This is a genomic window from Rhodococcus yananensis (assembly GCF_020515525.1).
GTDB classification, from domain to species: domain Bacteria; phylum Actinomycetota; class Actinomycetes; order Mycobacteriales; family Mycobacteriaceae; genus Rhodococcus; species Rhodococcus yananensis.
Genome location: NZ_JAIYEP010000010.1, coordinates 58,883 through 79,555, shown reverse-complemented (window position 1 = coordinate 79,555; position 20,673 = coordinate 58,883). Strand labels below are relative to the sequence as shown.

Below are 20,673 nucleotides of genomic sequence, written 5' to 3'. Positions count from 1 at the left end.
CCGAATCCGGCGAACGGGATCCCGGGCGGTCTCGGGTCAGGACGCGGCTTCGGCGCGTTCGAGCTTCGCGGCCTCGCGGGCGAGCGAACGATCGCGCATCTCCTCGAACTTGACGGCCTGGCGCTCGAGATCCTCGAGGAAGGTGCCGAGCTCGTCGAGGGTCTGCGCGCCGTCGCTGCCGTAGTCGCGTTCGAAGATCTTCCACTTGCGCAGCACCGGCATCACCACGTCGTCGAGATGCTGGCGCAGGTCGTAGATGCCGTGCTTGGCCATCAGAACACCGTTGCGGCGGAAGTTGGGCATGCCCGCACCCGGCATCTGGAAGTTCTTCAGGACCTCGGTGACCGCCGCGAGGGTCTGCGCGGGAGACAGATCGAGCGCGGCCTCGCAGATGTTGCGGTAGAAGATCATGTGCAGGTTCTCGTCGGCCGCGATCCGCTGGAGCATCTTGTCGGCGATGGCGTCGTTGCACGCGTGACCGGTGTTGCGGTGGGAGACGCGGGTCGCGAGTTCCTGGAAGGTAACGTAGGCGACCGAGTGCAGCATCCCGGTCTCGTTCGGGGAGCCGAAGCCGTTGGTCATGTGCTCCATGCGCGCATTCTCGAGTGCGACGGGGTCCACACCGCGGGTGACGACGAGATAGTCGCGCATCACGATGCCGTGACGGTTCTCCTCGGCGGTCCAGCGCCCCACCCAGGTACCCCACGCGCCGTCGCGAGAAAAGCTCTCGGCGATCTCCCGGTGGTACGAGGGCAGGTTGTCCTCGGTGAGGAGGTTGGTGATCATCGCGGCCTTGGCGAGCTCGCTGAGCTTCGACTGCTCCGGATCCCAGTCGTCGCCGCCGAGCGCGGCGAAGTTCCGGCCCTCGTCCCACGGCACGTAGTCGTGGGGGTGCCAGTCCTTCGCCATCGAGAGGTGCCGGTTGACGTTCGCCTCCGCCACGGGCTCCAGCTCGCGCAGTAGCTCCAGCTGTGTAAGGACTCGCGTCATGCGTTCAAACCCCTGTCGATCGGTTGTCGGGTGCCGGTGACGAGCCTACGGGACCGTAGGTTTCGGCTCCCGGTTTCTGTCATGCCTCGCAGGCGGAACCCCTGTTGCGAGCGCATCCAGTGTCGTCGGTCACAATTCCGACCGCCACGGTACTAGGGCGTCATCCGTCGTGCCGAACGTCCCGGTCACGGCCGCACGACCCCCGGAATCGATCCGGGGTCGTGTGGCCGTCCGATCCCGTCGTCCGGGGTCAGCGCTTCCCGCCGCCGAGGAGCCCGCCGAGCAGACCGCCGAGGCCACCACCGGAACCGCCGCCGACGACACTGCCGAGGATGTCGCCCAGGCCACCGCCCGCGTTACCCGTGCCGCCGGACGCGCCCTGCAGAAGGCCGCCGAGAAGATCGCCCAGCCCGCCCTGCCCGGATCCCCCCGAGCCGCCGATCTGCTTCGCGAGGTACGACAGGACGATGGGCGCGAGGATCGGCAACAGCTTCGCCATGAGATCGTTGCCGCCGGAGCCGTTGACCGATCCGAGGGTGCTGATCACCTGGTCCTTCTGTGCTCCGAAGACGTTGGAGACGATCTTCGCGCCATCGGTGGTGTCCACCGATCCGACATCCACGCCGCCGTCGAGGAGACCGGAGGCGGCGTGCGAATCGAGCGCGGACTGCAGCGACGCTGCACCCGACGGGTTCTGCGCGTTCGCGTCCAGGCCCCCGACGAGCGTCGGGAGCGCGGCGCGGACCGCGGTCTGCGCGGTCGCGTTGTCCACACCGAGCCGCTGTGCGATCTGGTCGATCGGAACCTGCGCGAACAGTTCGTCGAGACTTGCCATGAATACCTGTCCTGACCGAGGGGCATCCCGTTGTGGGTTGCCGGTGGGGTGAGCGTAGCGAGCGAACCGGACGAATCGGCGTCGGTCGCCGGGGGTGTCGCCGCGGCGTGGCGCGGTGTTGCCGGTCGGGACGGTCAGCCCCGCACGACTGCGCCCCCCGGACGTCGCACCGTGACGAGACAGCACACGAAAGCGACGAGCACACCGCTGAGCAGCAACACGAACCCGTTCTGATTGGTGAGGACGGTGCTGCGGTTGTCGTCGACGTACTCGGCGTGGACCTGGGTGACCCGCACCGCGAACGCGACGAACACCGACAGCGCGAGGACGGTGCCCGCCCATCCCGTGATCGCCGAGTCGAACAGGGCCGCGAGCAGCAGCAAGGCCGCGGCGGCGGCGAACGGCACCGCGAGCGATTCGTGCAGACCGAGGTCGTGTACGGCGAGTGCACCGAGATCTCCGGGCGGGAAGCCGTCGCGCAGACCGACCAGCGGAATCTCGGTGGGCCGGACACCCCCGACGACGGGCAGCACGGTACCGATGCCGAGGGCCACCGCTGCCAGGAAGAGTCCCAGATCGACGAAGCTGCGCATGTGCCTCCCCCGTATCCGATCCGGTTCGTGTGCGACGAACACAGTAACCAATCCCGGGTCGGGGAGGGGGTGGGAAACGCGGGAGCGGTGAAACGGCACCTTCGTGGGGAACATGCGCCCCGCGCGCGGCAGCCGGACCGTACGCTCGGAACCATGACGGAGTCCACCACACCGGTTCGGACCGGATTGCCGCCCTGGGCCAAGAAAGCGATCGCGGTGGTCGTGTCGCTGCTCGTGCTCGTCGTCGCGTACTTCGTGCTCGCCGCGTTCATTCCCCGGTGGTGGGCGCAGTCCGTCGGTTCCCTCGCCGCGCAGAGCTTCACCCGCGGAATCCTGTGGGGGCTGTTGTTCGGGCTCGTCTGCACCGCGGTTCCCCTCATCCTGCTGACATGGGTCTGGCAGGTCCGCCGGTGGAAGTACCGCCGAGGTGCGCAGATCCTGCTGGCGGTGGTCGCGGTCGTCGTCGCGCTCCCCAACCTCATGACGCTCAGCGTGGTGCTCGGCGGAGGCAACGCCGCTCACGCGGGCGAACGGATCATGGACGTCGACGCGCCCGGGTTCCGGGGTGCCTCGCTGGTCGGTGTGATCGCCGGGGTGCTCGTGTTCGTTCTGTTCCTCGCAGTGACCTGGCGCTACCGCAAGCGTGGGCGGGACCTGGAATCGGCGCGCGCGGACATCGCACGACGCGACGCGATGGGCGGTGACGCGGTGGGTGACGACCTCGGCGGAGACGACGAGGTTCGGTGAAGAGGGTGATGACCACTTCAGCCGATCCGAACGTGCACGTTCCGGGCTCAGGCGACGAATCGCCTGGTCTCGTTGGTGCCCCCAGTAGGGCTCGAACCTACGACCTGCGGATTAAAAGTCCGTAGCTCTACCAACTGAGCTATAGGGGCATGGGCGCACAGTTTAATCACATCGTGCCGAACGGTGGCAACAACCCGGCGTCACCTGGTGCGGCCCGGGTGCACACCCCCTGCCGGGCACCCGAGCCGGTGAAAAGCATACCACTCGGTGTGTTCTTCGATCGTCGCGAAGAGGGTGCTCAGGGGCCTGATGCCGGCTCGCCGTGGCGCCGCGCGCGCCCCCGGACGCGGGACACCGACTAGAGTTGGCGGGCGGGGGAACGGATACTTCGGAAGGCTCGCATTCCCATATGTCACGGCAACAGGAACGTGCGCGGCGGACACGTTCCGCGATCGTGCGATCCGCTGCGGCGGAGTTCGCCAAGCGCGGATACGCGGCTGCGTCGCTCAGTTCGATCCTGGAGAACTCGAACGCCACCAAAGGCGCGATGTACTTCCATTTCACCTCCAAGGAGAACCTGGCCCGCGCTGTCCTCGACGAGGGGCTCGACCGTTATCGCGCGATCGTCGATCGATGGGCGAAATCGGCGGAACTCGATCCGTTCGAACGCCTGTACGGCCTGGTCACGGATCTCGGTGATGCCTTGCGCAACGACGAGGTGATCGCCGCGGAGTTCCGGTTGGTGACCGAGCCGGAATTCGCGCGGGAAGCGCAGTTGCGCGGTGGTTACGTGTGGGGTCGGGCCGGGTATGCCCTCGCGGTCGAGGCCCGTGACGCCGGTCTGTTCCGGGACGGTGTGGACGTGCGGCGATTCGTCGAGGCGGTGGCGTCGTCGCTCGCGGGGCAGCGTTACCTGGTGGACCTGACGGCCGAGGATGTGGATGTGAGCACGAGGTTCGCGGCGTGTCTGGAGGTGCCGCTCGAGGCGATGGCATCCGAGAAATGGCTCGGTGAGTGGGGGCGTCGCGGATGGTCACGGGTGCGTACCTCGGCGTTACCGTGAAAACTGCTGTGACCTGCTGATTTGTGTATCGTTAACGCCGTGTCATAAGCTGTGCAAGCTCCCAACGGAACGCCAAGCCCGTTGAGGGTGCGGGTCGGAGGAATCCGGTCGGGCCCCCTTCGTCTAGCGGCCTAGGACGCCGCCCTTTCAAGGCGGTAGCGCGGGTTCGAATCCCGTAGGGGGTACGCTTCGGTCATCGACCGGGGTGTGCAGTACCCTTGGCAGAGAAGTGAATAGCAAGGCCCTGTGGCGCAGTTGGTTAGCGCGCCGCCCTGTCACGGCGGAGGTCGCGGGTTCGAGTCCCGTCAGGGTCGCAGAAGTATGCGATCGGCATTCGGTTCGGGTGCCGTCCGGCCAGGTAGCTCAGTTGGTACGAGCGTCCGCCTGAAAAGCGGAAGGTCGCCGGTTCGATCCCGGCCCTGGCCACCACGATGCTCCTTCGGGATCATCCACAACTTCACATCACGAACCCACCGATTGCGGTGGGTTCTCGTGTGAGAGCCTCCGGGTTCACACATGGCCCTGTGGCGCAGTTGGTTAGCGCGCCGCCCTGTCACGGCGGAGGTCGCGGGTTCGAGTCCCGTCAGGGTCGCTCCACGACGAGGCCCGGTGTCGATTCTTCGACACCGGGCCTCGTCTTCTGTGTCCGAGGTCGTCTGTGGCCGCGACGATTCCCCGTCGCCGGGCGGCCCGGTGGCCCCGGTTCGGCCGAACCGGAGACGATTGCACTGTGACGTCGGCGATCCCGCTACCGCCGAGTATTGAACATGTTCTAGTGTGGGCGCGACACAACCGATGGACATTTGTCCGAACGATCCCGAGGTGACTTTGTGCGAATCGCCCTGTTGTCGTATCGGAGCAAGCCGCACTGCGGGGGTCAGGGCGTGTACGTCCGCCACCTCAGCCGCGAGCTCGCCGCCCAGGGCCACACCGTCGAGGTGTTCTCCGGTCAGCCCTACCCGGATCTCGACGCCGGGGTCACGCTGACGAAGGTCCCGAGCCTGGACCTGTACCGAGACGACGATCCCTTCCGCACCCCGAGCCGGGGTGAGCTCCGGGACCTGATCGACGTCCTCGAGGTCGCGACCATGTGGACCGCCGGATTCCCCGAGCCCCGAACCTTCGGGCTGCGTGCCGCGCGCCTGTTGCGCAACCGGATCGGCGACTTCGACGTCGTCCACGACAACCAGTCCCTCGGCGGCGGGCTGCTACGCATCGCCGAGGATCTGCCGCTCGTGGCGACCATCCACCATCCGATCACCCGCGACCGCGACCTCGACCTGGCGTCCGCGACGACCTGGCAGCGCCGGCTCACACTGCGTCGCTGGTACGGCTTCCTCGGCATGCAGAAGCGGGTCGCCCGACGTATCCGCACGCTGCTGACGGTCTCCGACAATTCCGCCGACGACATCCGTGCCGCGTTCGGTGTCGACCCGCGACGTATCCACACCATTCCGCTGGGCGTGGACACCGAGCTGTTCGCGCCGCCCACCGAACCCCGCGTCGCCGGGCGCATCGTGTGTGTCGCCAGCGCCGACGCCCCGCTCAAAGGCGTTCCGGTGCTCCTCGAGGCCGTCGCGAAGCTCCGCACCGAACGCGACGTCGAACTGGTCCTCGTGTCGAAGCTCGCACCGGGCGGCGCCACCGAGCGGCTCATCGACGAGCTCGCGATCGGTGACGTCGTGCGCACCGTGTCGGGTATCGACGACGCCGAACTCGCCGCGTTGCTCGCGTCCGCGGACATCGCGGCGGTGCCGTCGCTGTACGAGGGGTTCTCGCTGCCGGCCGTCGAGGCGATGTCGTGCGGCACACCGCTCGTCGCCAGCCGTGCCGGCGCCATCCCGGAGGTGGTGGGCGACGCCGGCGTGTTGGTACCGCCCGGTGACGCGCAGCAGTTGGCGGCGGCGCTGGCGGATCTGTTCGACGACGCGGGTCGCCGCACCGAACTGGGGGCGCGCGCCCGCGCGCGGGTGGAGGAGAAGTACAGCTGGGCCGCGGTGGCGGCCCGGACCGCACGTGTCTACGAAGCGGCGATCGCCGCGCACGCAGGAGGGACCGACTGATGCTCACCGTCGACTTCGACCGCTTGGGGGTGCGGCCCGGATGCCGCGCGATCGACATCGGTGCGGGCGCCGGCCGGCACTCGTTCGAGTTGTATCGACGCGGCGCCGATGTGGTCGCGTTCGATCGCAGCGCCGACGACATGAAGGCCGTCGCCGACATGTTCGTCGCGATGGAACTCGAAGGGGAGGCACCGGAGGGCGCGCTCGCCCGCGCCGAGGTGGGCGACGCTCTCGCCCTGCCGTACGACGATGCGACCTTCGATGTGGTACTGATCTCCGAAGTGCTCGAGCATGTTCCGGAGGACGAGCGGGCCATCGCGGAACTGGTCCGGGTGCTCAGGCCCGGCGGCGTTGCGGCGGTGACGGTTCCGCGGTGGCTCCCCGAGAAGGTGTGCTGGGCGTTGTCGGACGCGTACCACGAGGTCGAGGGTGGGCACGTGCGCATCTACAAGGCGGACGAACTCGCCGCGAAACTCACGCGCGCGGGTCTCGTCGTGCGCGGCACCGACCACGCGCACGCGCTGCACTCGCCGTACTGGTGGCTCAAGTGCGCGGTGGGTGTCGACAACGACGACAATCCGCTCGTGAAGGCGTACCACCGGATGCTGGTGTGGGATCTGATGGACGCGCCGTGGCTCACCCGCACCGCCGAGTCGCTGCTCGATCCGGTCCTCGGCAAGAGCGTCGTCTTCTACCTCGAGAAGCCGGAATCCGGTGCGGTCCGGTGACGTGAACCGAGTCGAGCGGGGGTCGGCGTGCGCGCCGACCCCCGAGGTGCCGGGGATCCTGTCCCGCGACGAATGTCTGGCCACCGGTCTGGCGATCGCGCGGATGCAGGAGCCGTCGGGTGCCATCCCCTGGTTCCCGGGCGGGCACACCGACCCGTGGGATCATCTCGAATCGGCGATGGCGCTGACCGTCACCGGGTTGCGCGACGAGGCGGAGGCCGCGTTCGAGTGGTCGCGCACCACCCAACGTCCCGACGGATCGTGGCCGGCGAAGTTCCGGCGCGACGAGATCGAGAACGACGATACGGACAGCAATTTCACGGCGTACATCGCGGTCGGGGTGTGGCACCATCACCTCGTCACGGGCGACGAGCGGTTCGCCGGCCGGATGTGGCCGACGGTGCGTCGCGCGCTCGACCGGGTCGTCGACATGCAACTGTCGGGTGGGCAGATCGCGTGGGCGTCGGGGCGCGGTGGACGGGTCGACGAGGCTCTCGTGACGGGCTGCGCGAGTATCCATCACAGTCTCGTGTGCGGGATCCGTCTCGCCGGGGTCGTCGGTGATGCGCAGCCGCACTGGGAGATAGCGCTGTACCGGCTGGGGCATGCGCTGCGGCGGCATCCCGAGTTGTTCACTCCGAAGGACGAGTACTCGATGGACTGGTACTACCCGGTGCTCGGCGGTGCACTGCGCGGCGGCGACGCCCGTCGCAGGATCGAGTCGCGCTGGGACGATTTCGTCGTGGACGGGCTCGGGATCCGGTGCGTGGACCACAAGCCGTGGGTGACGGGAGCCGAGACCTGTGAGCTGGTGCTGGCGCTCGATGCGATCGGTGACGATCGGCGGGCGCGTGACCTGTTCGCGGCGATGCAGCACCTGCGCGATCCGGACGGCTCGTACTGGACGGGGCTCGTCTACGCGGACGGGAAGCGTTGGCCGGTGGAGGTGAGTTCGTGGACGTCCGCGGCGGTGGTGCTCGCCGCGGACGCCCTGTCGCGCACCACCGGTGGGAACGGGGTGTTCCGCGACGCGGTGGTGCCGGCCGACCGGGTCGGCGCGGACGGCTGCGCCGAGGGCTGCCCGGTGTTCGTCTAGCGGATCAGGAACCGGGCAGTACGCCCACGACACCGGCGGTGCGTTCGAGGACACGCAGCGAACCCGTCACGGACCTATCGGTGAACTCTCCGCTTTCCAGTGCGCGGCAGTATATCTCGTACGGCGGCCGTCCGCCGTCGGCGGGATCGGGGAAGACGTCGTGGATGATCAGTGCGCCGCCGATCCGTACCCACCGTGCCCACCCCTCGTAGTCCGCCTGCGCGGCGGCGCTGCTGTGCCCACCGTCGATGAACACGAACGACGCGGTGGTCTGCCAGAACGCCGCGACCTGCGGTGAGCTGCCGACGATCGCGACGACGTGGGATTCGAGATCGGCGTCGGCGAGGGTGTGACGGAGTCTGCCGACCGTGTCGAGGCGTCCGGTGTGCGGGTCGACGAGCGAGGTGTCGTGATATTCCCAGCCCGGCTGGTGCTCTTCGGATCCGTGATGATGGTCGACCGTCACGATCGTGCTGTCGGTCGCCTTCGCTGCGGCGCCCAGGTAGATGGTGGAACGTCCGCAATAGGTTCCGATTTCGACGCCGACGCCGCCGTCCAGGTAGGCGACGGCGGCGTCGTGCAGGGCGGTACCCTCGTCGTCGGGCATGAAACCCGGTGTGGCCTCGGCGAGTTCGACGGCCTCGCGGGGCAGGGTGGTGCGCGTCATCCGGGGTCTCTCCGTTCGCGTGGTTCGATTCCGGTCGCCAGCCTACCCAGCGGTCCGGAGCGAGGGAACCACTGCGCCACCGCGTTCCGGTGTCAGGGGTGTGCTGCGGGACGCCGCGAGTGCATGACCTTGCCGACGGCCGTGTCGAACTTGGTGCCCAGCGGCCACCCCACGTAGTGGCACAGGAACAGCGCGATCTCGCGCAACTGGGCCTCGTCCACCTCGCCGTTGTCGAAGGCCGCACCGATCTGGATCTCGGCGACGTCCGTCAGTCCCTGCGCGGTGAGCGCACCGAGCAGCAGCAACCGGCGATCACGGATGCTCAGACCGGGCCGCGACCAGATCTCGGCGAACAGGTGGTCGGCGGTGACGGCGAAATGGTCGCCCGGCCCGTCCCGGAACTCCCAGCCGTAGACCTTCGACATCATCTCGAGTCCGCGGCGGCGCTGGTCGTCGGTCACGACGGGTCCTCCTTCGTGTGGGTGCGGGCGGTGTCGCCGGTGCCGACACCGAGGCCCGGTCCGAGCCCGGCGAGAGCGCGGGACGCGAGCGGCAGATCGACGTCGAGACGGTCACCGAGGCCGAGTGCGAGCGACAGGTCCTTCTCGCCGAGCGCCCGCACGTGCGAGAAGATCGGGAACCACGAATCCTCGGGGGTGAGAGGTGCGGTGGTGTCGCGCCACATGATCGATCCCGCACCTCCGGTGATCGCGTCGGTGTGCCGGACCACCTTGCCCAGCGCCGCGATGTCGAGTCCGGCCGCCTCCGCGAGGCGCTGCGCCTCGGTGGCGGCGGTGAACGACACGAAGTGCAGCAGGTTGCGAGCCAGCTTCATGCGGGTCCCCGCCCCGACCGGGCCGGCGTGCACGACCAGCGCCGCGAACGCCCCGAACGGCTCCCGGATCGTCTCGAACGCGGACTCGGACGCGCCGACCATCACGGCGAGAGCAGCCTTGTCCGCGCCGGCGGCGCCACCGCTGACCGGTGCGTCGACGAACTCCACGCCGTGAGCGGCGCACCGTGCGGCGAGGTCCACGGCCGTCGTGTCCGAGATCGTCGAGTGCACGGCGATCACGGTGCCCGGCCGCGCCGTGGACAGCAGTCCGTTCGGGCCGGTCACCACGTCCCGCACCTGGTCGTCGTCGAGGACGGTGACGCACACGATGTCGCACACCGTCGCGAGTGCGGCGGGACCGGATGCGGCGTCGGCGCCGGCGTCGACGAACGGTGCGACGGCGTCCGGCCGGGTGTCGAGAACCGTCAGGCCGCCCGGATGGTCGAGCAGTCGTCTCGCCATCGGCGCACCCATGTTGCCGAGGCCGATGTACCCGATCCGCGGTGAGTCGCTCATGACCGGATCACCTGGCCGCCGTCGACGTTGAAGATCTGGCCGGTCACCCAGCCCGCCTCGTCCGAGAGGAGGAACAGGCACATCCCGACGAGATCGCCCGGGGTGCCCATCCGCCGGAGCGGGAGCTTGCCGACCATGTCGGCGACCATGTTCGCGGGTGTCGTCGACCGGGTGGCCTCGGTGTCGATGGGGCCCGGGGCGATGGCGTTGATCCGGATGTCGTTGCCGCCCAGTTCCACCGCCAACTGCTGGGTCAGCCCGTTGATGCCGACCTTCGCGAGGCCGTAGAAGCCGGAGTACAGCCAGGCCGCGGTCGACGACTGGTTGACGATGGAGCCGCCCTTCGCCATCATGTGCGGCCACACCGCGCGGGTGACGTTGAGGGCGCCGTCGAGATTGACGCTCATGAACTTCTTGTAGTAGTCCCACGGCACGGTCAGCAGCAGGTCGAGTTTCATCCCGCCGTAGATCGCGGCGTTGTTGACGACGTGGTCGATCCCGCCGTACACCTCGACGGTCTTCTCCGCGAGGGCCTGCGCGGATTCGGGGTCGGCGACGTCGACGGGAACGAAGACGGCGCTGCCACCGTCGGCGACGATCTGTTTGGCGACCTGCCCGCCGAGGGTGGTGTCGATGTCGGCGACGACGACGTTCGCGCCTTCGGCGGCGAGCGCGCGGGCGTACGCTTCGCCGATACCCTGTGCCGCACCGGTGACGATCGCGGTGCGGTCGGTGAATCTGGCCATGTTCCTGGTCCTTTCGGAAGGGTGGTCCCGGATCTGTCGGTGCGTGGGGATCAGGCCGGTTCGGCCACGAGCTTGGTCTCGAGGTACTCCTCGAATCCGGCCACACCCATCTCGCGGCCGATACCGGACTGCTTGTAGCCGCCGAACGGGGCGTCGGCGGCGTACCAGATGCCGCCGTTGACGCCGAGTGTTCCGGTGCGTACCCCGGCGACGACCCGGGCGATGCGGTCCGGGTCGGTGCCGTACACCGCGCCCGACAGCCCGTACGGGGAATCGTTGGCGATGCGGACGGCGTCGGCGTCGCCGTCGTGTGGAATGACCACGAGGACGGGACCGAAGATCTCCTCGCGGGCGGCGCGCGCGGAGTTGTCCAGCCCGGCGATGAGTGTGGGCTCGATGAAGAAACCGCGGTCGTGTTCGGCGGGACGTCCACCGCCGACGACGACCGTGCCGCCCTCCTCGACGGCCGATCGGATGTAGCCCTCGACGCGTTCGCGTTGCCGTTCGGAGATCAGTGGCCCGCACACGGTACCGGCGTCGTCCGGGTTGCCGGGCCGGATGCCGCGCATCGTGTCGGCGGTCAGGGCGACCGCCTCGTCGTAGCGTTCGCGGGGGACCACGAGTCGGGTGGTGATGGCGCAGCCCTGCCCCGCGTGGGTGCACACCGTGAACGCGGCCATGCTGCACGCACCGCGCAGGTCGGCGTCGTCGAGAACGAGGAAGGCGGATTTGCCGCCGAGCTCGAGGAAGACCTTCTTGAGATTGTCGGCGGCGGCGCGCATCACCGACTTTCCGGTCGCGGTGGAACCGGTGAACGAGATCAGGTCGACGCGCGGATCCTCGGCGAGCAGCGCGCCGATGCGGTGGTCGCTCGAGGTGACGACGTTGAACACGCCGGGTGGGAGGTCGGTCTCCTCCGCGGCGATCCTCGCGACGAGCGCTGCGCACCACGGGGTGTCGGGTGCCGGCTTGAGCACCACGGTGTTGCCGGCGGCGAGGGCGGGCCCGATCTTCGCGAAGTTGATCTGGTGGGGGAAGTTCCACGGGGTGATGGCACCGACGACACCGACGGCTTCCTTGAGCAGGTACCGGTGGGTGGGGATACCCATCGGTGAGGCGTTACCGAGATCCTGCGTCCACGAGTAGGTCTCGGCGAGGTCGGCGAACCACAGCAGATCGTCGACGGGACCCTCGAGATGCGCGCCGGCGGTGAGGAAGCGGGGCGCTCCGACCTCGGCGATGGTGATCTCCCGGAGTTCCTCGATGTGCCCGCGGAGGGCGTCGCGCAGTTGGCGCAGACAGTGGGCGCGGAAGCCGTGGTCGCGGCACCAGTCGGTCTCGTCGAACGCGCGGCGCGCGGCGTCGATGGCGGTGTCGAGATCGGCCGCGGTGCCGTCGGCGGCGTGGCCGAGGACCGCGCCGGTGCTGGGGTCGAGGATGTCGAACGTTCCTCCGCCACCGGGGACGAGTTTGCCGTCGATCAGGAGTGTCGAACTGTCGGTCGGGCGCAATGTCATGTGACGTTCCCTCGAATTCTGGACAGGTGTCTGGACTATAGTTCGGTGCGGCACCTCGATGCAATGGTCGCATCGGGGGTGGTTGTGGACGAAGACGATTCGACGCTCGGGTGCCGAGAGTCGACGTCGTCGACCCCTCGCCTGTCGCGACCGCGGCGCACGCCGCGGGAATGCTCGACGGACACGCGGGAAAGCTGCGTCCCGCGACCCGGTGCGCGAGGCGGCCGGTCGTGCGGGCGCAGATCCCCGTCCGGAAGCGCCTTTGTCGGTTACTGCTCGCCGCCGTGGCCGGTGCGGGCCGCATCGGCGGGAAGCGGGGACATCACGCCCGCCACGACCGTCTCGTAGATCCGGTCGAGGTCGAGTTCGGTGCCGAGGAACCCGCTGCTCTCGAGGATTGCGAATCCGTGCAGTGCCGAGAACATCCCGATGGCGGACTCCAGGGAGTGCTGCTCGGCGACGCCACAGGACACGAGCATCGTCCGCAGTGCGACGTTCGCGTCGAGCGCGGCCACCAGTAGCGCGTCGCGATCCACGGGTGCGCTCGTGAGGGCCTCGTACCGACGAGGATGCGTGGTCGCCCAATCGCGATGCGCGTCGATGAGCGCCCGCAGTCCGTCGCGACCACTGCGTCCCATCGCCACCTCGCGCAGGCGGTGTCCCAACTCGGTCATCGCGCGTACCTGCACGGCCGCGCGCACGTCGTCGAGGCCACGCACGTGGTTGTAGAGGGAGGCGGCGACGATGCCGAGTCGGTTCGACAGCGTGCTCATGGCGAGGGCGTCCCAACCCGATTCGTCGACCACCTCGAGGGCTGCCTCGATCACCTTGTCGCGGGTGAGGGTGCGTCGCCGGACGGGGCGTGCGTGGTCGCGTGTCATGAATCGATTCTAGGGGGCTTCCATTTCAAACGAATGGTAGTAGTTTGTTAACGAATTCCATTCGCACTTCGATCGCGAGGAACCATGACGACCCCCCACATCGATCTGAAGAACCCCGACCTCTACGCGCGCGCGGTGCCGCACGACGTCTTCGACGACCTCCGGGGACGCTGCCCCGTGTACTGGCAGCACGAGGACGACGGTCCCGGCTACTGGGCGATCACGCGGCACGCCGACGTCGTCGGTGTCTCCCGCGACAGCGGCACCTTCTCGTCGGCGCTGGGCACCACCCAGATCGACGAGTTCGACGAGGAGACCCGGCTCAAACAGGCCGCGATGCTCATCAACCTCGACCCACCCGACCACACCCGCCTGCGACAACTCGTCAGTCGCGGGTTCACGCCGCGGGTCGTCAAACGGCTCGAGGGGCACATCCGCACGATCTGCGAGCGGGTGGTCGGTGATCTGATCGAGGCCGGCCGGGGCGGCGCGGTCGTCGATCTCGTACCGATCGTCGCGGCGCCGTTGCCGCTCGAGGTCATCGCGGAGCTGCTCGGAGCACCCGCCGAGGACGTCGGGAAACTGTACGACTGGTCGAATCGGATGATCGGCTGGGACGACCCGGAGTACGGCAGTACCCAACAGGACGGTGAGTTGGCCGCCGCGGAGGTCTTCCTGTACGCCAACGAGATCGCCGCGCGGCGCCGCGTCGACCCCCGCGACGACATCGTCTCGAAACTGGTGTGCCCCGACGAGAACGGCGATGTGCTCACCGAGATCGAGTTCGACATGTTCTTCGTCCTGCTCGTCATCGCGGGCAACGAGACCACCCGCAACGCGATCTCGGGCGGGATGCAGGCGTTCATCGACAATCCGGACCAGTGGCGTCTGCTCAAGGAACGGCCCGAACTGGTGTCGGGTGCGGTCGAGGAGATCCTCCGTTGGGTCAGTCCCGTGATCGGGTTCCGTCGCACGCCGACGTGCCCGGCGGCCATCGGTGAGCAGACCGTCGAGAGGGGGGACAAGGTGGTCGTCTACTACCCGGCGGCGAACCGCGACGCGGAGGTGTTCGAGGACCCCCACCGATTCGACATCACCCGCGAACACAACCCGCATGTCGCGTTCGGTGGTACCGGGGTGCACTTCTGTCTGGGTGCGCATCTGGCGCGGCTCGAGTTGCGGGTGATGTTCGAGACGCTCGCCGCGCGACTCGACGTCGTGGAGGCGGCCGGCGAACCGCGCCGGCTGCGCTCGAACTTCGTCAGCGGCGTCAAGTCCATGCCCGTCCGGGTCCGCCCGGTGGCGACCATTGCCGGGCCACGGTTGCTGTAGTAATGTCCAGACACGTGTCCAGAAATGTGAATCTCGAATCGACCCGCCGACGCCTCACCGAACGGCAGGCGGACACCGTCGCGCGGCTGACCCAGGCCGCCGTGGAGGTGCTGCGCGACGAGGGATTCGCAGGTCTGACCGTTCGGATGGTCGCGGCACGAGCGGGTGTCGCACCCGCCACGGCCTACACCTACTTCTCGTCCAAGGAGCATCTCGTCGCCGAGGTGTTCTGGCGTCGCCTCGCGGCCTCGCCGGCCGTCGAATCGACCGATGCCGACCGCGCGGACCGGGTCGTGTCCGTGCTGCGGGCCGTCGCGCTGCTCATGGCCGACGAACCGGAGCTGGCCGCCGCCGTCACCAGTGCACTGCTGGGGCGGGACCCCGATGTCGAGCACCTGCGTGCCCGCATCGGCCTCGACATCCGCGACCGGCTCGCCGCGGCGCTCGGGGACGGGCCCGACCCCGACGAACTCGAAGCACTCGAACTGCTCTACGCCGGCGCTCTCGTGCGCGCCGGAATGGGATACGGAACATACGCAGAACTCGCCGACAGGTTGGAAGTCTCAGCCCGACTTTTATTGGAGTGATCCATGATCCAGGCCTCTCCGGAGTCCGTGTCGCTCGATCCACCGAACTTCGACCCCTACGACTACGGGTTCCACGAGGATCCCTACCCGACCTACCGTCGACTGCGGGAGGAGGCCCCCCTCTACCGCAATCGTGAGCTCGACTTCTGGGCCGTGTCGCGGCACGCCGACGTCGTCGCCGCCTTCCGCGACAACGCGCGACTGTCCAGCGCCAACGGCGTCTCCCTCGATCCGTCCGCGTACGGCCCGCACGCGCACAAGGTCATGTCGTTCCTCGCGATGGACGATCCGCGGCACATGCGGATGCGGCAACTCGTGTCGAAGGGATTCACCCCCCGGCGCGTCGCCGATCTGCAGGAGCGCATCCTCGAACTGACTCTGGGCTACCTCGAACCCGCCCTCGACGCCGGCGAATTCGACTGGATCGCCGAGGTCGCCGGCAAACTCCCGATGGATGTGATCTCCGAACTCATGGGGGTGCCCGAGGTCGATCGCGCGGAGATCCGACGGCTCGCCGACCTCGTCGTGCACCGGGAGGAAGGGGTGCTCGACGTCCCGGTCGCCGCGATGGAGGCGTCCCTGAACCTCGTGGGCTACTACGCGGACATGATCGCCGAGCGCCGCCGCGCCGCCACGTCCGATCTCACGTCCGCGCTGCTCGACGCCGAGATCGACGGCGACCGGCTCACCGACGACGAGATCATCGGATTCATGTTCCTCATGGTCGTCGCAGGCAACGAGACCACCACCAAACTCCTCGGCAACGCCCTCTACTGGGGTGCCCGCGCGCAGGACCAGGTGTCGCGGGTGCTCACCGACCCGCACCGAGCGCCCGACTGGGTGGAGGAGACCCTCCGCTACGACACGTCCAGTCAGCTGGTCGCCCGCACGGCGGCGGAGGACATCGACCTGCACGGGTCCACCATCCGCGCCGGCGACAAGGTGCTCCTGCTCATCGGATCGGCCAACCGCGATTCCGCCGTCTTCGACGACGCCGACGAGTTCCGCATCGACCGGGACAGCACCAACAAGATCGCGAGTTTCGGTGGGGGAGTGCATTTCTGCCTCGGAGCCCACCTCGCGCGGCTCGAGGCGAACATCGCCCTCGAACAGTTCGCGCGGCGCGTCGCCGACTACGACGTCGACTTCGACCGGTGCGAACGCGTCCACTCCACCAACGTCCGCGGCTTCGCCGCCCTCCCCGTGAAGGTGACCGAGCGACATGCCTAGATTCGACCCGCATCCCGCACGCCGGCCCGCCCTCGTCACCGGAGCCTCGTCCGGCATCGGCACCGCCACCGCCTACGCCCTCGCCGAACTGGGGCACCCCGTCGCGCTCGGGGCGCGGCGCGTCGACGAGTGCGAAGCGATCGCCGAGAAGATCCGCGCCGAGGGCGGTCGGGCCGTCGCCCACCACCTCGACGTGTCGTCCACCGATTCCGTCGACGCATTCGTCACCGCCGCGGAGTCCGCGCACGGACCGACCGAGATCGTGGTGTCCGGTGCCGGCGACATGGACTTCGCGCTCGTCCACGAGATGGACCCGGACCGCTTCGAATTCCAGGTCGACGTACACCTCGGTGGCACGCAGCGTCTCGCGCACCGCGTGATCCCCGGCATGATCGACCGCGCCCGCGGTGATTTCGTGGTGATCGGCTCCGACTGCGCTGTCGAGGCCCGTCCCCGAGCCGGTGCATACATCGGGGCCAAGACCGGTCTCGAAGCGCTGGTGCGGCAGATGCGGATGGAACTCGAGGGCACCGGTGTGCGCGCCTCGACCGTCCGCCCGGGGCCGACGCAGACGGCGGCGGGCGCGGACCAGCCGGAGCGCGTCGTCGGTCCGCTGCTCGAGGACTGGATCCACTGGGGTCTGGCCCGCCACCCCTATCTCCTGCGGGCATCCGACATCGCCGCCGCCGCGGTGTCCGTCGTCTCGGCGCCGCGCGGCGCCCACATCGTGCTCATCGAGGTGCAACCCGAGGCACCGCTGCGGAAGGAAGACAAGTGAACGCAGGATCACCCGACATTCTCGTCGCACCGAAGGTCGTCTCCGGGGGCGAACACGAGCACGGACATCTCGAGGAACTGCGCAGCGACCCGATCGCCCTGATGAACCGGGTGCGGCGGGAATGCGGCGACGTCGGAGCGTTCCGCCTCGCCGACAGGAACGTCGTGCTGCTCTCCGGCGCGGAGGCGAACGAGTTCTTCTTCCGCTCCGCCGACGAGGATCTCGATCAGCAGGCCGCCTACCCGTTCATGAAGCCCGTGTTCGGGGAGGGCGTGGTCTTCGACGCGAGCCCCGAGCGGCGCAAGGAGATGCTGCACAACACGGCGTTGCGCGGTGAACAGATGAAGGGGCACGCAGCGACCATCGACCGCGAGGTGCAGGACATGGTTGCGGGCTGGGGCGACGAGGGCGAGATCGACCTGCTCGAGTTCTTCGCGGAACTGACGATCTACACGTCGTCGGCATGCCTGATCGGCAAGAAGTTCCGCGACCGGCTCGACAGTCGGTTCGCGCGGCTGTACCACGATCTGGAGAAGGGCACGGACGCACTGGCCTTCGTCGACCCGTACGCGCCGATCGAGAGCTTCCGGCGCCGAGACGAGGCCCGCCGCGGACTCGTCGCCCTCGTCCAGGAGATCATGGACGAACGGATCGCGAATCCCCCTCAGGGCAAGGAGGATCGCGACCTTCTCGACGTGCTGGTGTCGGTGCCCGACGAGAACGGTGATCCACGGTTCAGCGCCGACGAGGTCACCGGCATCTTTATCTCGATGATGTTCGCCGGCCACCACACGACGTCGGGGACGGCGGCGTGGGCGCTGATCGAACTGCTCCGCAATCCCGAGTACATGCGGCAGGTCGCCGAGGAACTCGACGGCATCTACGCAGACGGTCAGGACGTGAGTTTTCATGCTCTGCGGCAGATTCCGGTACTCGAGGCGGTGCTGAAGGAGACCCTGCGGATGCATCCGCCGCTGATCCTGCTGCTGCGCGTCGCCCGCGCGGACTTCGAGGTCGCCGGTCATCGCATCGCCGAAGGGGATCTGGTCGGTGCGACACCGGCGATCTCCAATCGCATCCCGGAGGATTTCCCCGATCCCGATGTGTTCGATCCGGGCCGGTACATCGATCCGAACCAGGAGGACATCGTCAACCGGTGGACGTGGATTCCGTTCGGGGCGGGCCGGCACCGGTGTGTCGGCGCGGCGTTCGCGCTCATGCAGCTCAAGGCGATGTTCTCGATCATGTTGCGCGACTACGAGTTCGAACTTGCCCAGCCCGCCGACACCTACCGCAACGATCACTCGAAGATGGTGGTGCAGCTCGCGCAACCGTGCGCGGTGCGGTACCGCCGTCGCGCCCGGAGGTGAGACCACCGTGAAAGTCGAAGCCGACCTCGACCTGTGCCAGGGGCACGCCATGTGCTCGATGGAGGCACCCGACGTGTTCACCGTCCCCAGACACGGCACCGTCGAGATCCTGCTCGCCGACGTTCCCGACGACCTGCGCGGCGACGTCGAGAACGCGGTGCGCTACTGCCCGACACGGGCGCTGCGCATCATCGAGGACTGAGCACCCGCACAGATCTTCCCGCACAGATCTTCCCGCACGACCGTCAAGCAGTACCACCGACAGCCCACTCACTCAGGAGACACGCGATGGCCACGTTCGACCGTGCCGAGCTGGACGAGATGATCACCCGCTGGATCGACGCCAACAAGAAGGCCGAGGCGGCGGGGGACTGGACGCCGCTCGCCGAGATGTACACCGAGGACGCCACCTACGGGTGGAACTACGGGCCGAAGGACGACTTCATGGCCGTGGGACGCGACGAGATCCGAGATCTCGCGCTCGGGCAGGAGATGAGGGGCCTCGAAGGCTGGGAGTACCCGTACCAGCAGTTCGTCGTCGACGACCGCAGCGGCGACGTCATCGGCCTGTGGAAGCAGGTCGCCGACGCCACCCGCGAGGACGGCTCCCACTACGCGGTGCACGGCATCGGCGGCAGTTGGTTCCGGTACGGCGGCGACTTCCGGTGGTCGTGGCAACGGGACTTCTTCGACTTCGGGAACGTCTCCCACCTGTTCCTCGAGATGATCACCGACCGGGCGTTGTCCGACGGGATGCACAAGCGCATCGAACGCTCCACCTCGGGTAAGCGCCTACCCGGCTGGTACCCGGCGGGGCAGGCACCGGTCTCGCTGTGGTGACGACGGCGCGCACCGGCGGGTCGTTCGCGGCGCTGTCCCGCAGCGATCTCGCCGTCCTGGTCCCGGAACTGTTGCTGTGCGGCCAGCTCATCGACCGGTCGGGGATGGCGCACCTGATCTCCGCCTTCGGTCGTGACGGCATGGCCGCCGTCGCGATCGAGGAATGGCAGGCGTCGTCCCCGTGGTACACCCGACGGATGCAACGCGCTCTCGGATACGAGGGCGACGACGTCGAAACCATCTTCAAAGGGCTGCAACTCGACATCGGGGCACCTCCGCAGTTCATGGACTTCCGGTATCGCGTCGACGACCGCGACCACGGGGAGTTCTGGCTCGATCACTGCGGTGCCCTCGTGGACGTCGAACCGCTCGGCGACGACTACGTCACCGCGATGTGCCACGACATCGAGGACCCGACCTTCGACGCGACCGCCCTGGCGACGAACCCGCACGCCCGGGTGCGGCCGATCCACCGGCCGCCGCGCCGACCCGCCGACCGTCATCCGCACTGCGCGTGGACCGTGACGATCGACCCGGCACACGTGCCGCCCCGCATGGAATCGCACACCGAACAGGTCGGTCGCAGTGTCGCCGCGGGTCTCGACCTGAGCCCCATCGTCCGCGGGGGAGGCGGCCGTGACGACTATGCGGGTCCGCTGCTGTCGGACGTGCGGTTCGCCGATTTCTCCCGGTCGGCGCTCGTCCGGATCGCCGAGGAGGTGTGCCTGCAGCAGCACCTGCTCACGCTGGGATTCCTCATCGGGGTACGCCGCCGCACGGACGAGGAGTCCGCGGCAACGCTGCTCCGGCGGCAGCTGACGGGGATCGCGGGGCTCACCTCCGAACGGATCCGCAACGCCCTCGGGCTGCCGGGGACGTTCGAGGGTCTGGCCGCGGTACTCGACCTGCACCCGGTGTTCGCGCCGCACCAGTACGTGGACCGGATCGTCGAACCCCACGCCGACCGGGTGCGTCTGCGGCTCGGCCGCGGCGCGGGCATCGACGAGGACGGCGGCTGGACCACCTTCGTCGACGCCGACCACCTCGACCCGCTCGACGCGCTCGTCCGAGGCGTCGATACGCACTTCACCTCGCGTGTGGTCGCGGAGACCGAGGACGCACTCGTCGTCGACGTCGTCCGCACACCCGAACCTGCCCGTGAACACGCAGACGTCGCGATCACCCGGTTCTCCTCGGGTGCCGCGTTCGTCTTCGAGGACCGCGGCATCCCGTTGCCGCTCACCGTCCTCTGATCGTCT

At 68.4% G+C, this 20,673-nt stretch carries 22 protein-coding genes and 5 tRNA genes; 17 read left to right on the top strand and 10 right to left on the bottom strand.

All coding sequences use genetic code 11. The features are described from left to right. Window positions 1–36: 36 nt before the first annotated feature. The 3 genes from LDQ05_RS04470 to LDQ05_RS04460 all read right to left on the bottom strand — a co-directional run bounded on the left by LDQ05_RS04470 (window position 37) and on the right by LDQ05_RS04460 (window position 2,418). On the bottom strand, window positions 37–990 hold the full coding sequence (locus LDQ05_RS04470) for an acyl-ACP desaturase (RefSeq protein WP_226435679.1): 954 nt from the start codon (window positions 988–990) through the stop codon (window positions 37–39). A 250-nt stretch (window positions 991–1,240) separates the two neighbouring features. Continuing rightward, window positions 1,241–1,825, bottom strand: coding sequence for a DUF937 domain-containing protein (locus tag LDQ05_RS04465; protein WP_226435678.1), 585 nt, complete (start codon window positions 1,823–1,825; stop codon window positions 1,241–1,243). A gap of 134 nt (window positions 1,826–1,959) precedes the next feature. Then, window positions 1,960–2,418: a hypothetical protein gene (locus LDQ05_RS04460; protein ID WP_226435677.1), complete on the bottom strand. Its 459-nt coding sequence runs from the start codon at window positions 2,416–2,418 to the stop codon at window positions 1,960–1,962. Window positions 2,419–2,571: 153 nt separating this feature from the next. Here LDQ05_RS04460 and LDQ05_RS04455 point away from each other — a divergent pair, with 153 nt between their 5' ends. Next, window positions 2,572–3,165, top strand: coding sequence for a hypothetical protein (locus LDQ05_RS04455; protein WP_226435676.1), 594 nt, complete (start codon window positions 2,572–2,574; stop codon window positions 3,163–3,165). Window positions 3,166–3,238: 73 nt separating this feature from the next. On the opposite strand, the gene LDQ05_RS04450 is transcribed toward LDQ05_RS04455, so the two are convergent. Continuing rightward, window positions 3,239–3,314, bottom strand: a tRNA-Lys gene (locus LDQ05_RS04450). 260 nt (window positions 3,315–3,574) lie between these two features. On the opposite strand from LDQ05_RS04450, the gene LDQ05_RS04445 reads away from it, so the two are divergent. The 8 genes from LDQ05_RS04445 to LDQ05_RS04410 all read left to right on the top strand — a co-directional run bounded on the left by LDQ05_RS04445 (window position 3,575) and on the right by LDQ05_RS04410 (window position 8,115). Next, complete coding sequence (locus LDQ05_RS04445) at window positions 3,575–4,228, top strand: TetR family transcriptional regulator (RefSeq protein WP_226435675.1); 654 nt, start codon at window positions 3,575–3,577, stop codon at window positions 4,226–4,228. Window positions 4,229–4,340: 112 nt separating this feature from the next. Further along, window positions 4,341–4,413: transfer RNA gene (locus LDQ05_RS04440), tRNA-Glu, on the top strand. 55 nt (window positions 4,414–4,468) lie between these two features. Further along, window positions 4,469–4,542, top strand: a tRNA-Asp gene (locus tag LDQ05_RS04435). A 38-nt stretch (window positions 4,543–4,580) separates the two neighbouring features. Continuing rightward, window positions 4,581–4,657, top strand: a tRNA-Phe gene (locus LDQ05_RS04430). A gap of 89 nt (window positions 4,658–4,746) precedes the next feature. Further along, a tRNA-Asp gene (locus tag LDQ05_RS04425) sits at window positions 4,747–4,820 on the top strand. 238 nt (window positions 4,821–5,058) lie between these two features. Continuing rightward, a complete protein-coding gene (locus LDQ05_RS04420; RefSeq protein WP_226435674.1) occupies window positions 5,059–6,291 on the top strand; it encodes a glycosyltransferase family 4 protein in 1,233 nt (410 codons plus the stop codon). After that, window positions 6,291–7,019 carry a class I SAM-dependent methyltransferase gene (locus LDQ05_RS04415; RefSeq protein WP_226435673.1) on the top strand — a complete coding sequence of 243 codons (729 nt, stop codon included), beginning with the start codon at window positions 6,291–6,293 and terminating at the stop codon, window positions 7,017–7,019. Before LDQ05_RS04420 ends, LDQ05_RS04415 begins: the two co-directional genes overlap by 1 nt. Before the next feature lies 1 nt (window position 7,020). Further along, window positions 7,021–8,115, top strand: a complete 1,095-nt coding sequence (locus tag LDQ05_RS04410; protein ID WP_372461035.1) for a glucosidase family protein — start codon at window positions 7,021–7,023, stop codon at window positions 8,113–8,115. A gap of 4 nt (window positions 8,116–8,119) precedes the next feature. Here the strand turns inward: LDQ05_RS04410 and LDQ05_RS04405 are convergent, their stop codons facing one another. The 6 genes from LDQ05_RS04405 to LDQ05_RS04380 form a co-directional block, all read right to left on the bottom strand. Then, window positions 8,120–8,782 carry a class I SAM-dependent methyltransferase gene (locus LDQ05_RS04405; RefSeq protein WP_226435672.1) on the bottom strand — a complete coding sequence of 221 codons (663 nt, stop codon included), beginning with the start codon at window positions 8,780–8,782 and terminating at the stop codon, window positions 8,120–8,122. A gap of 92 nt (window positions 8,783–8,874) precedes the next feature. After that, window positions 8,875–9,243, bottom strand: coding sequence for a carboxymuconolactone decarboxylase family protein (locus LDQ05_RS04400; protein WP_226435671.1), 369 nt, complete (start codon window positions 9,241–9,243; stop codon window positions 8,875–8,877). Next, on the bottom strand, window positions 9,240–10,133 hold the full coding sequence (locus LDQ05_RS04395) for an NAD(P)-dependent oxidoreductase (protein ID WP_226435670.1): 894 nt from the start codon (window positions 10,131–10,133) through the stop codon (window positions 9,240–9,242). Before LDQ05_RS04395 ends, LDQ05_RS04400 begins: the two co-directional genes overlap by 4 nt. Then, complete coding sequence (locus LDQ05_RS04390) at window positions 10,130–10,879, bottom strand: SDR family oxidoreductase (RefSeq protein WP_226435669.1); 750 nt, start codon at window positions 10,877–10,879, stop codon at window positions 10,130–10,132. The genes LDQ05_RS04395 and LDQ05_RS04390 overlap by 4 nt, the downstream gene beginning before the upstream one ends. 50 nt (window positions 10,880–10,929) lie before the next feature. Beyond that, window positions 10,930–12,396, bottom strand: coding sequence for an aldehyde dehydrogenase (locus LDQ05_RS04385; protein ID WP_226435668.1), 1,467 nt, complete (start codon window positions 12,394–12,396; stop codon window positions 10,930–10,932). Window positions 12,397–12,665: 269 nt separating this feature from the next. Further along, window positions 12,666–13,277, bottom strand: a complete 612-nt coding sequence (locus tag LDQ05_RS04380; protein ID WP_226435667.1) for a TetR/AcrR family transcriptional regulator — start codon at window positions 13,275–13,277, stop codon at window positions 12,666–12,668. Window positions 13,278–13,361: 84 nt separating this feature from the next. Here LDQ05_RS04380 and LDQ05_RS04375 point away from each other — a divergent pair, with 84 nt between their 5' ends. From LDQ05_RS04375 to LDQ05_RS04340, 8 genes are all read left to right on the top strand, one after another. Then, window positions 13,362–14,609 carry a cytochrome P450 gene (locus tag LDQ05_RS04375; protein WP_226435666.1) on the top strand — a complete coding sequence of 416 codons (1,248 nt, stop codon included), beginning with the start codon at window positions 13,362–13,364 and terminating at the stop codon, window positions 14,607–14,609. A 26-nt stretch (window positions 14,610–14,635) separates the two neighbouring features. Beyond that, entirely contained in the window at window positions 14,636–15,196 is a 561-nt protein-coding gene (locus LDQ05_RS04370; protein WP_226435700.1) for a TetR/AcrR family transcriptional regulator, read from the top strand. A 3-nt stretch (window positions 15,197–15,199) separates the two neighbouring features. After that, window positions 15,200–16,426 (top strand): cytochrome P450, encoded by a 1,227-nt coding sequence (locus LDQ05_RS04365; protein ID WP_226435665.1) that lies wholly within the window; start codon window positions 15,200–15,202, stop codon window positions 16,424–16,426. Then, on the top strand, window positions 16,419–17,204 hold the full coding sequence (locus LDQ05_RS04360) for an SDR family oxidoreductase (protein ID WP_226435664.1): 786 nt from the start codon (window positions 16,419–16,421) through the stop codon (window positions 17,202–17,204). Before LDQ05_RS04365 ends, LDQ05_RS04360 begins: the two co-directional genes overlap by 8 nt. After that, window positions 17,201–18,574 (top strand): lanosterol 14-alpha demethylase, encoded by a 1,374-nt coding sequence (gene cyp51, locus LDQ05_RS04355; RefSeq protein ID WP_308013159.1) that lies wholly within the window; start codon window positions 17,201–17,203, stop codon window positions 18,572–18,574. The genes LDQ05_RS04360 and cyp51 overlap by 4 nt, the downstream gene beginning before the upstream one ends. A gap of 7 nt (window positions 18,575–18,581) precedes the next feature. Beyond that, on the top strand, window positions 18,582–18,776 hold the full coding sequence (locus LDQ05_RS04350) for a ferredoxin (protein ID WP_226435663.1): 195 nt from the start codon (window positions 18,582–18,584) through the stop codon (window positions 18,774–18,776). 86 nt (window positions 18,777–18,862) lie between these two features. Further along, a complete protein-coding gene (locus tag LDQ05_RS04345; RefSeq protein WP_226435662.1) occupies window positions 18,863–19,414 on the top strand; it encodes a Cif family virulence factor in 552 nt (183 codons plus the stop codon). Next, window positions 19,408–20,667 carry a hypothetical protein gene (locus LDQ05_RS04340; RefSeq protein ID WP_226435661.1) on the top strand — a complete coding sequence of 420 codons (1,260 nt, stop codon included), beginning with the start codon at window positions 19,408–19,410 and terminating at the stop codon, window positions 20,665–20,667. Before LDQ05_RS04345 ends, LDQ05_RS04340 begins: the two co-directional genes overlap by 7 nt. Window positions 20,668–20,673: the final 6 nt, after the last annotated feature.

Bases quoted from the DNA above. Each gene is read 5' to 3' on its own strand.
- LDQ05_RS04470 (WP_226435679.1), bottom strand. From the start codon at position 990: ATGACGCGAGTCCTTACACAGCTGGAGCTACTGCGCGAGCTGGAGCCC.
- LDQ05_RS04465 (WP_226435678.1), bottom strand. From the start codon at position 1,825: ATGGCAAGTCTCGACGAACTGTTCGCGCAGGTTCCGATCGACCAGATC.
- LDQ05_RS04460 (WP_226435677.1), bottom strand. From the start codon at position 2,418: ATGCGCAGCTTCGTCGATCTGGGACTCTTCCTGGCAGCGGTGGCCCTC.
- LDQ05_RS04455 (WP_226435676.1), top strand. From the start codon at position 2,572: ATGACGGAGTCCACCACACCGGTTCGGACCGGATTGCCGCCCTGGGCC.
- LDQ05_RS04445 (WP_226435675.1), top strand. From the start codon at position 3,575: ATGTCACGGCAACAGGAACGTGCGCGGCGGACACGTTCCGCGATCGTG.
- LDQ05_RS04415 (WP_226435673.1), top strand. From the start codon at position 6,291: ATGCTCACCGTCGACTTCGACCGCTTGGGGGTGCGGCCCGGATGCCGC.
- LDQ05_RS04405 (WP_226435672.1), bottom strand. From the start codon at position 8,782: ATGACGCGCACCACCCTGCCCCGCGAGGCCGTCGAACTCGCCGAGGCC.
- LDQ05_RS04395 (WP_226435670.1), bottom strand. From the start codon at position 10,133: ATGAGCGACTCACCGCGGATCGGGTACATCGGCCTCGGCAACATGGGT.
- LDQ05_RS04390 (WP_226435669.1), bottom strand. From the start codon at position 10,879: ATGGCCAGATTCACCGACCGCACCGCGATCGTCACCGGTGCGGCACAG.
- LDQ05_RS04385 (WP_226435668.1), bottom strand. From the start codon at position 12,396: ATGACATTGCGCCCGACCGACAGTTCGACACTCCTGATCGACGGCAAA.
- LDQ05_RS04380 (WP_226435667.1), bottom strand. From the start codon at position 13,277: ATGACACGCGACCACGCACGCCCCGTCCGGCGACGCACCCTCACCCGC.
- LDQ05_RS04375 (WP_226435666.1), top strand. From the start codon at position 13,362: ATGACGACCCCCCACATCGATCTGAAGAACCCCGACCTCTACGCGCGC.
- LDQ05_RS04365 (WP_226435665.1), top strand. From the start codon at position 15,200: ATGATCCAGGCCTCTCCGGAGTCCGTGTCGCTCGATCCACCGAACTTC.
- LDQ05_RS04360 (WP_226435664.1), top strand. From the start codon at position 16,419: ATGCCTAGATTCGACCCGCATCCCGCACGCCGGCCCGCCCTCGTCACC.
- LDQ05_RS04345 (WP_226435662.1), top strand. From the start codon at position 18,863: ATGGCCACGTTCGACCGTGCCGAGCTGGACGAGATGATCACCCGCTGG.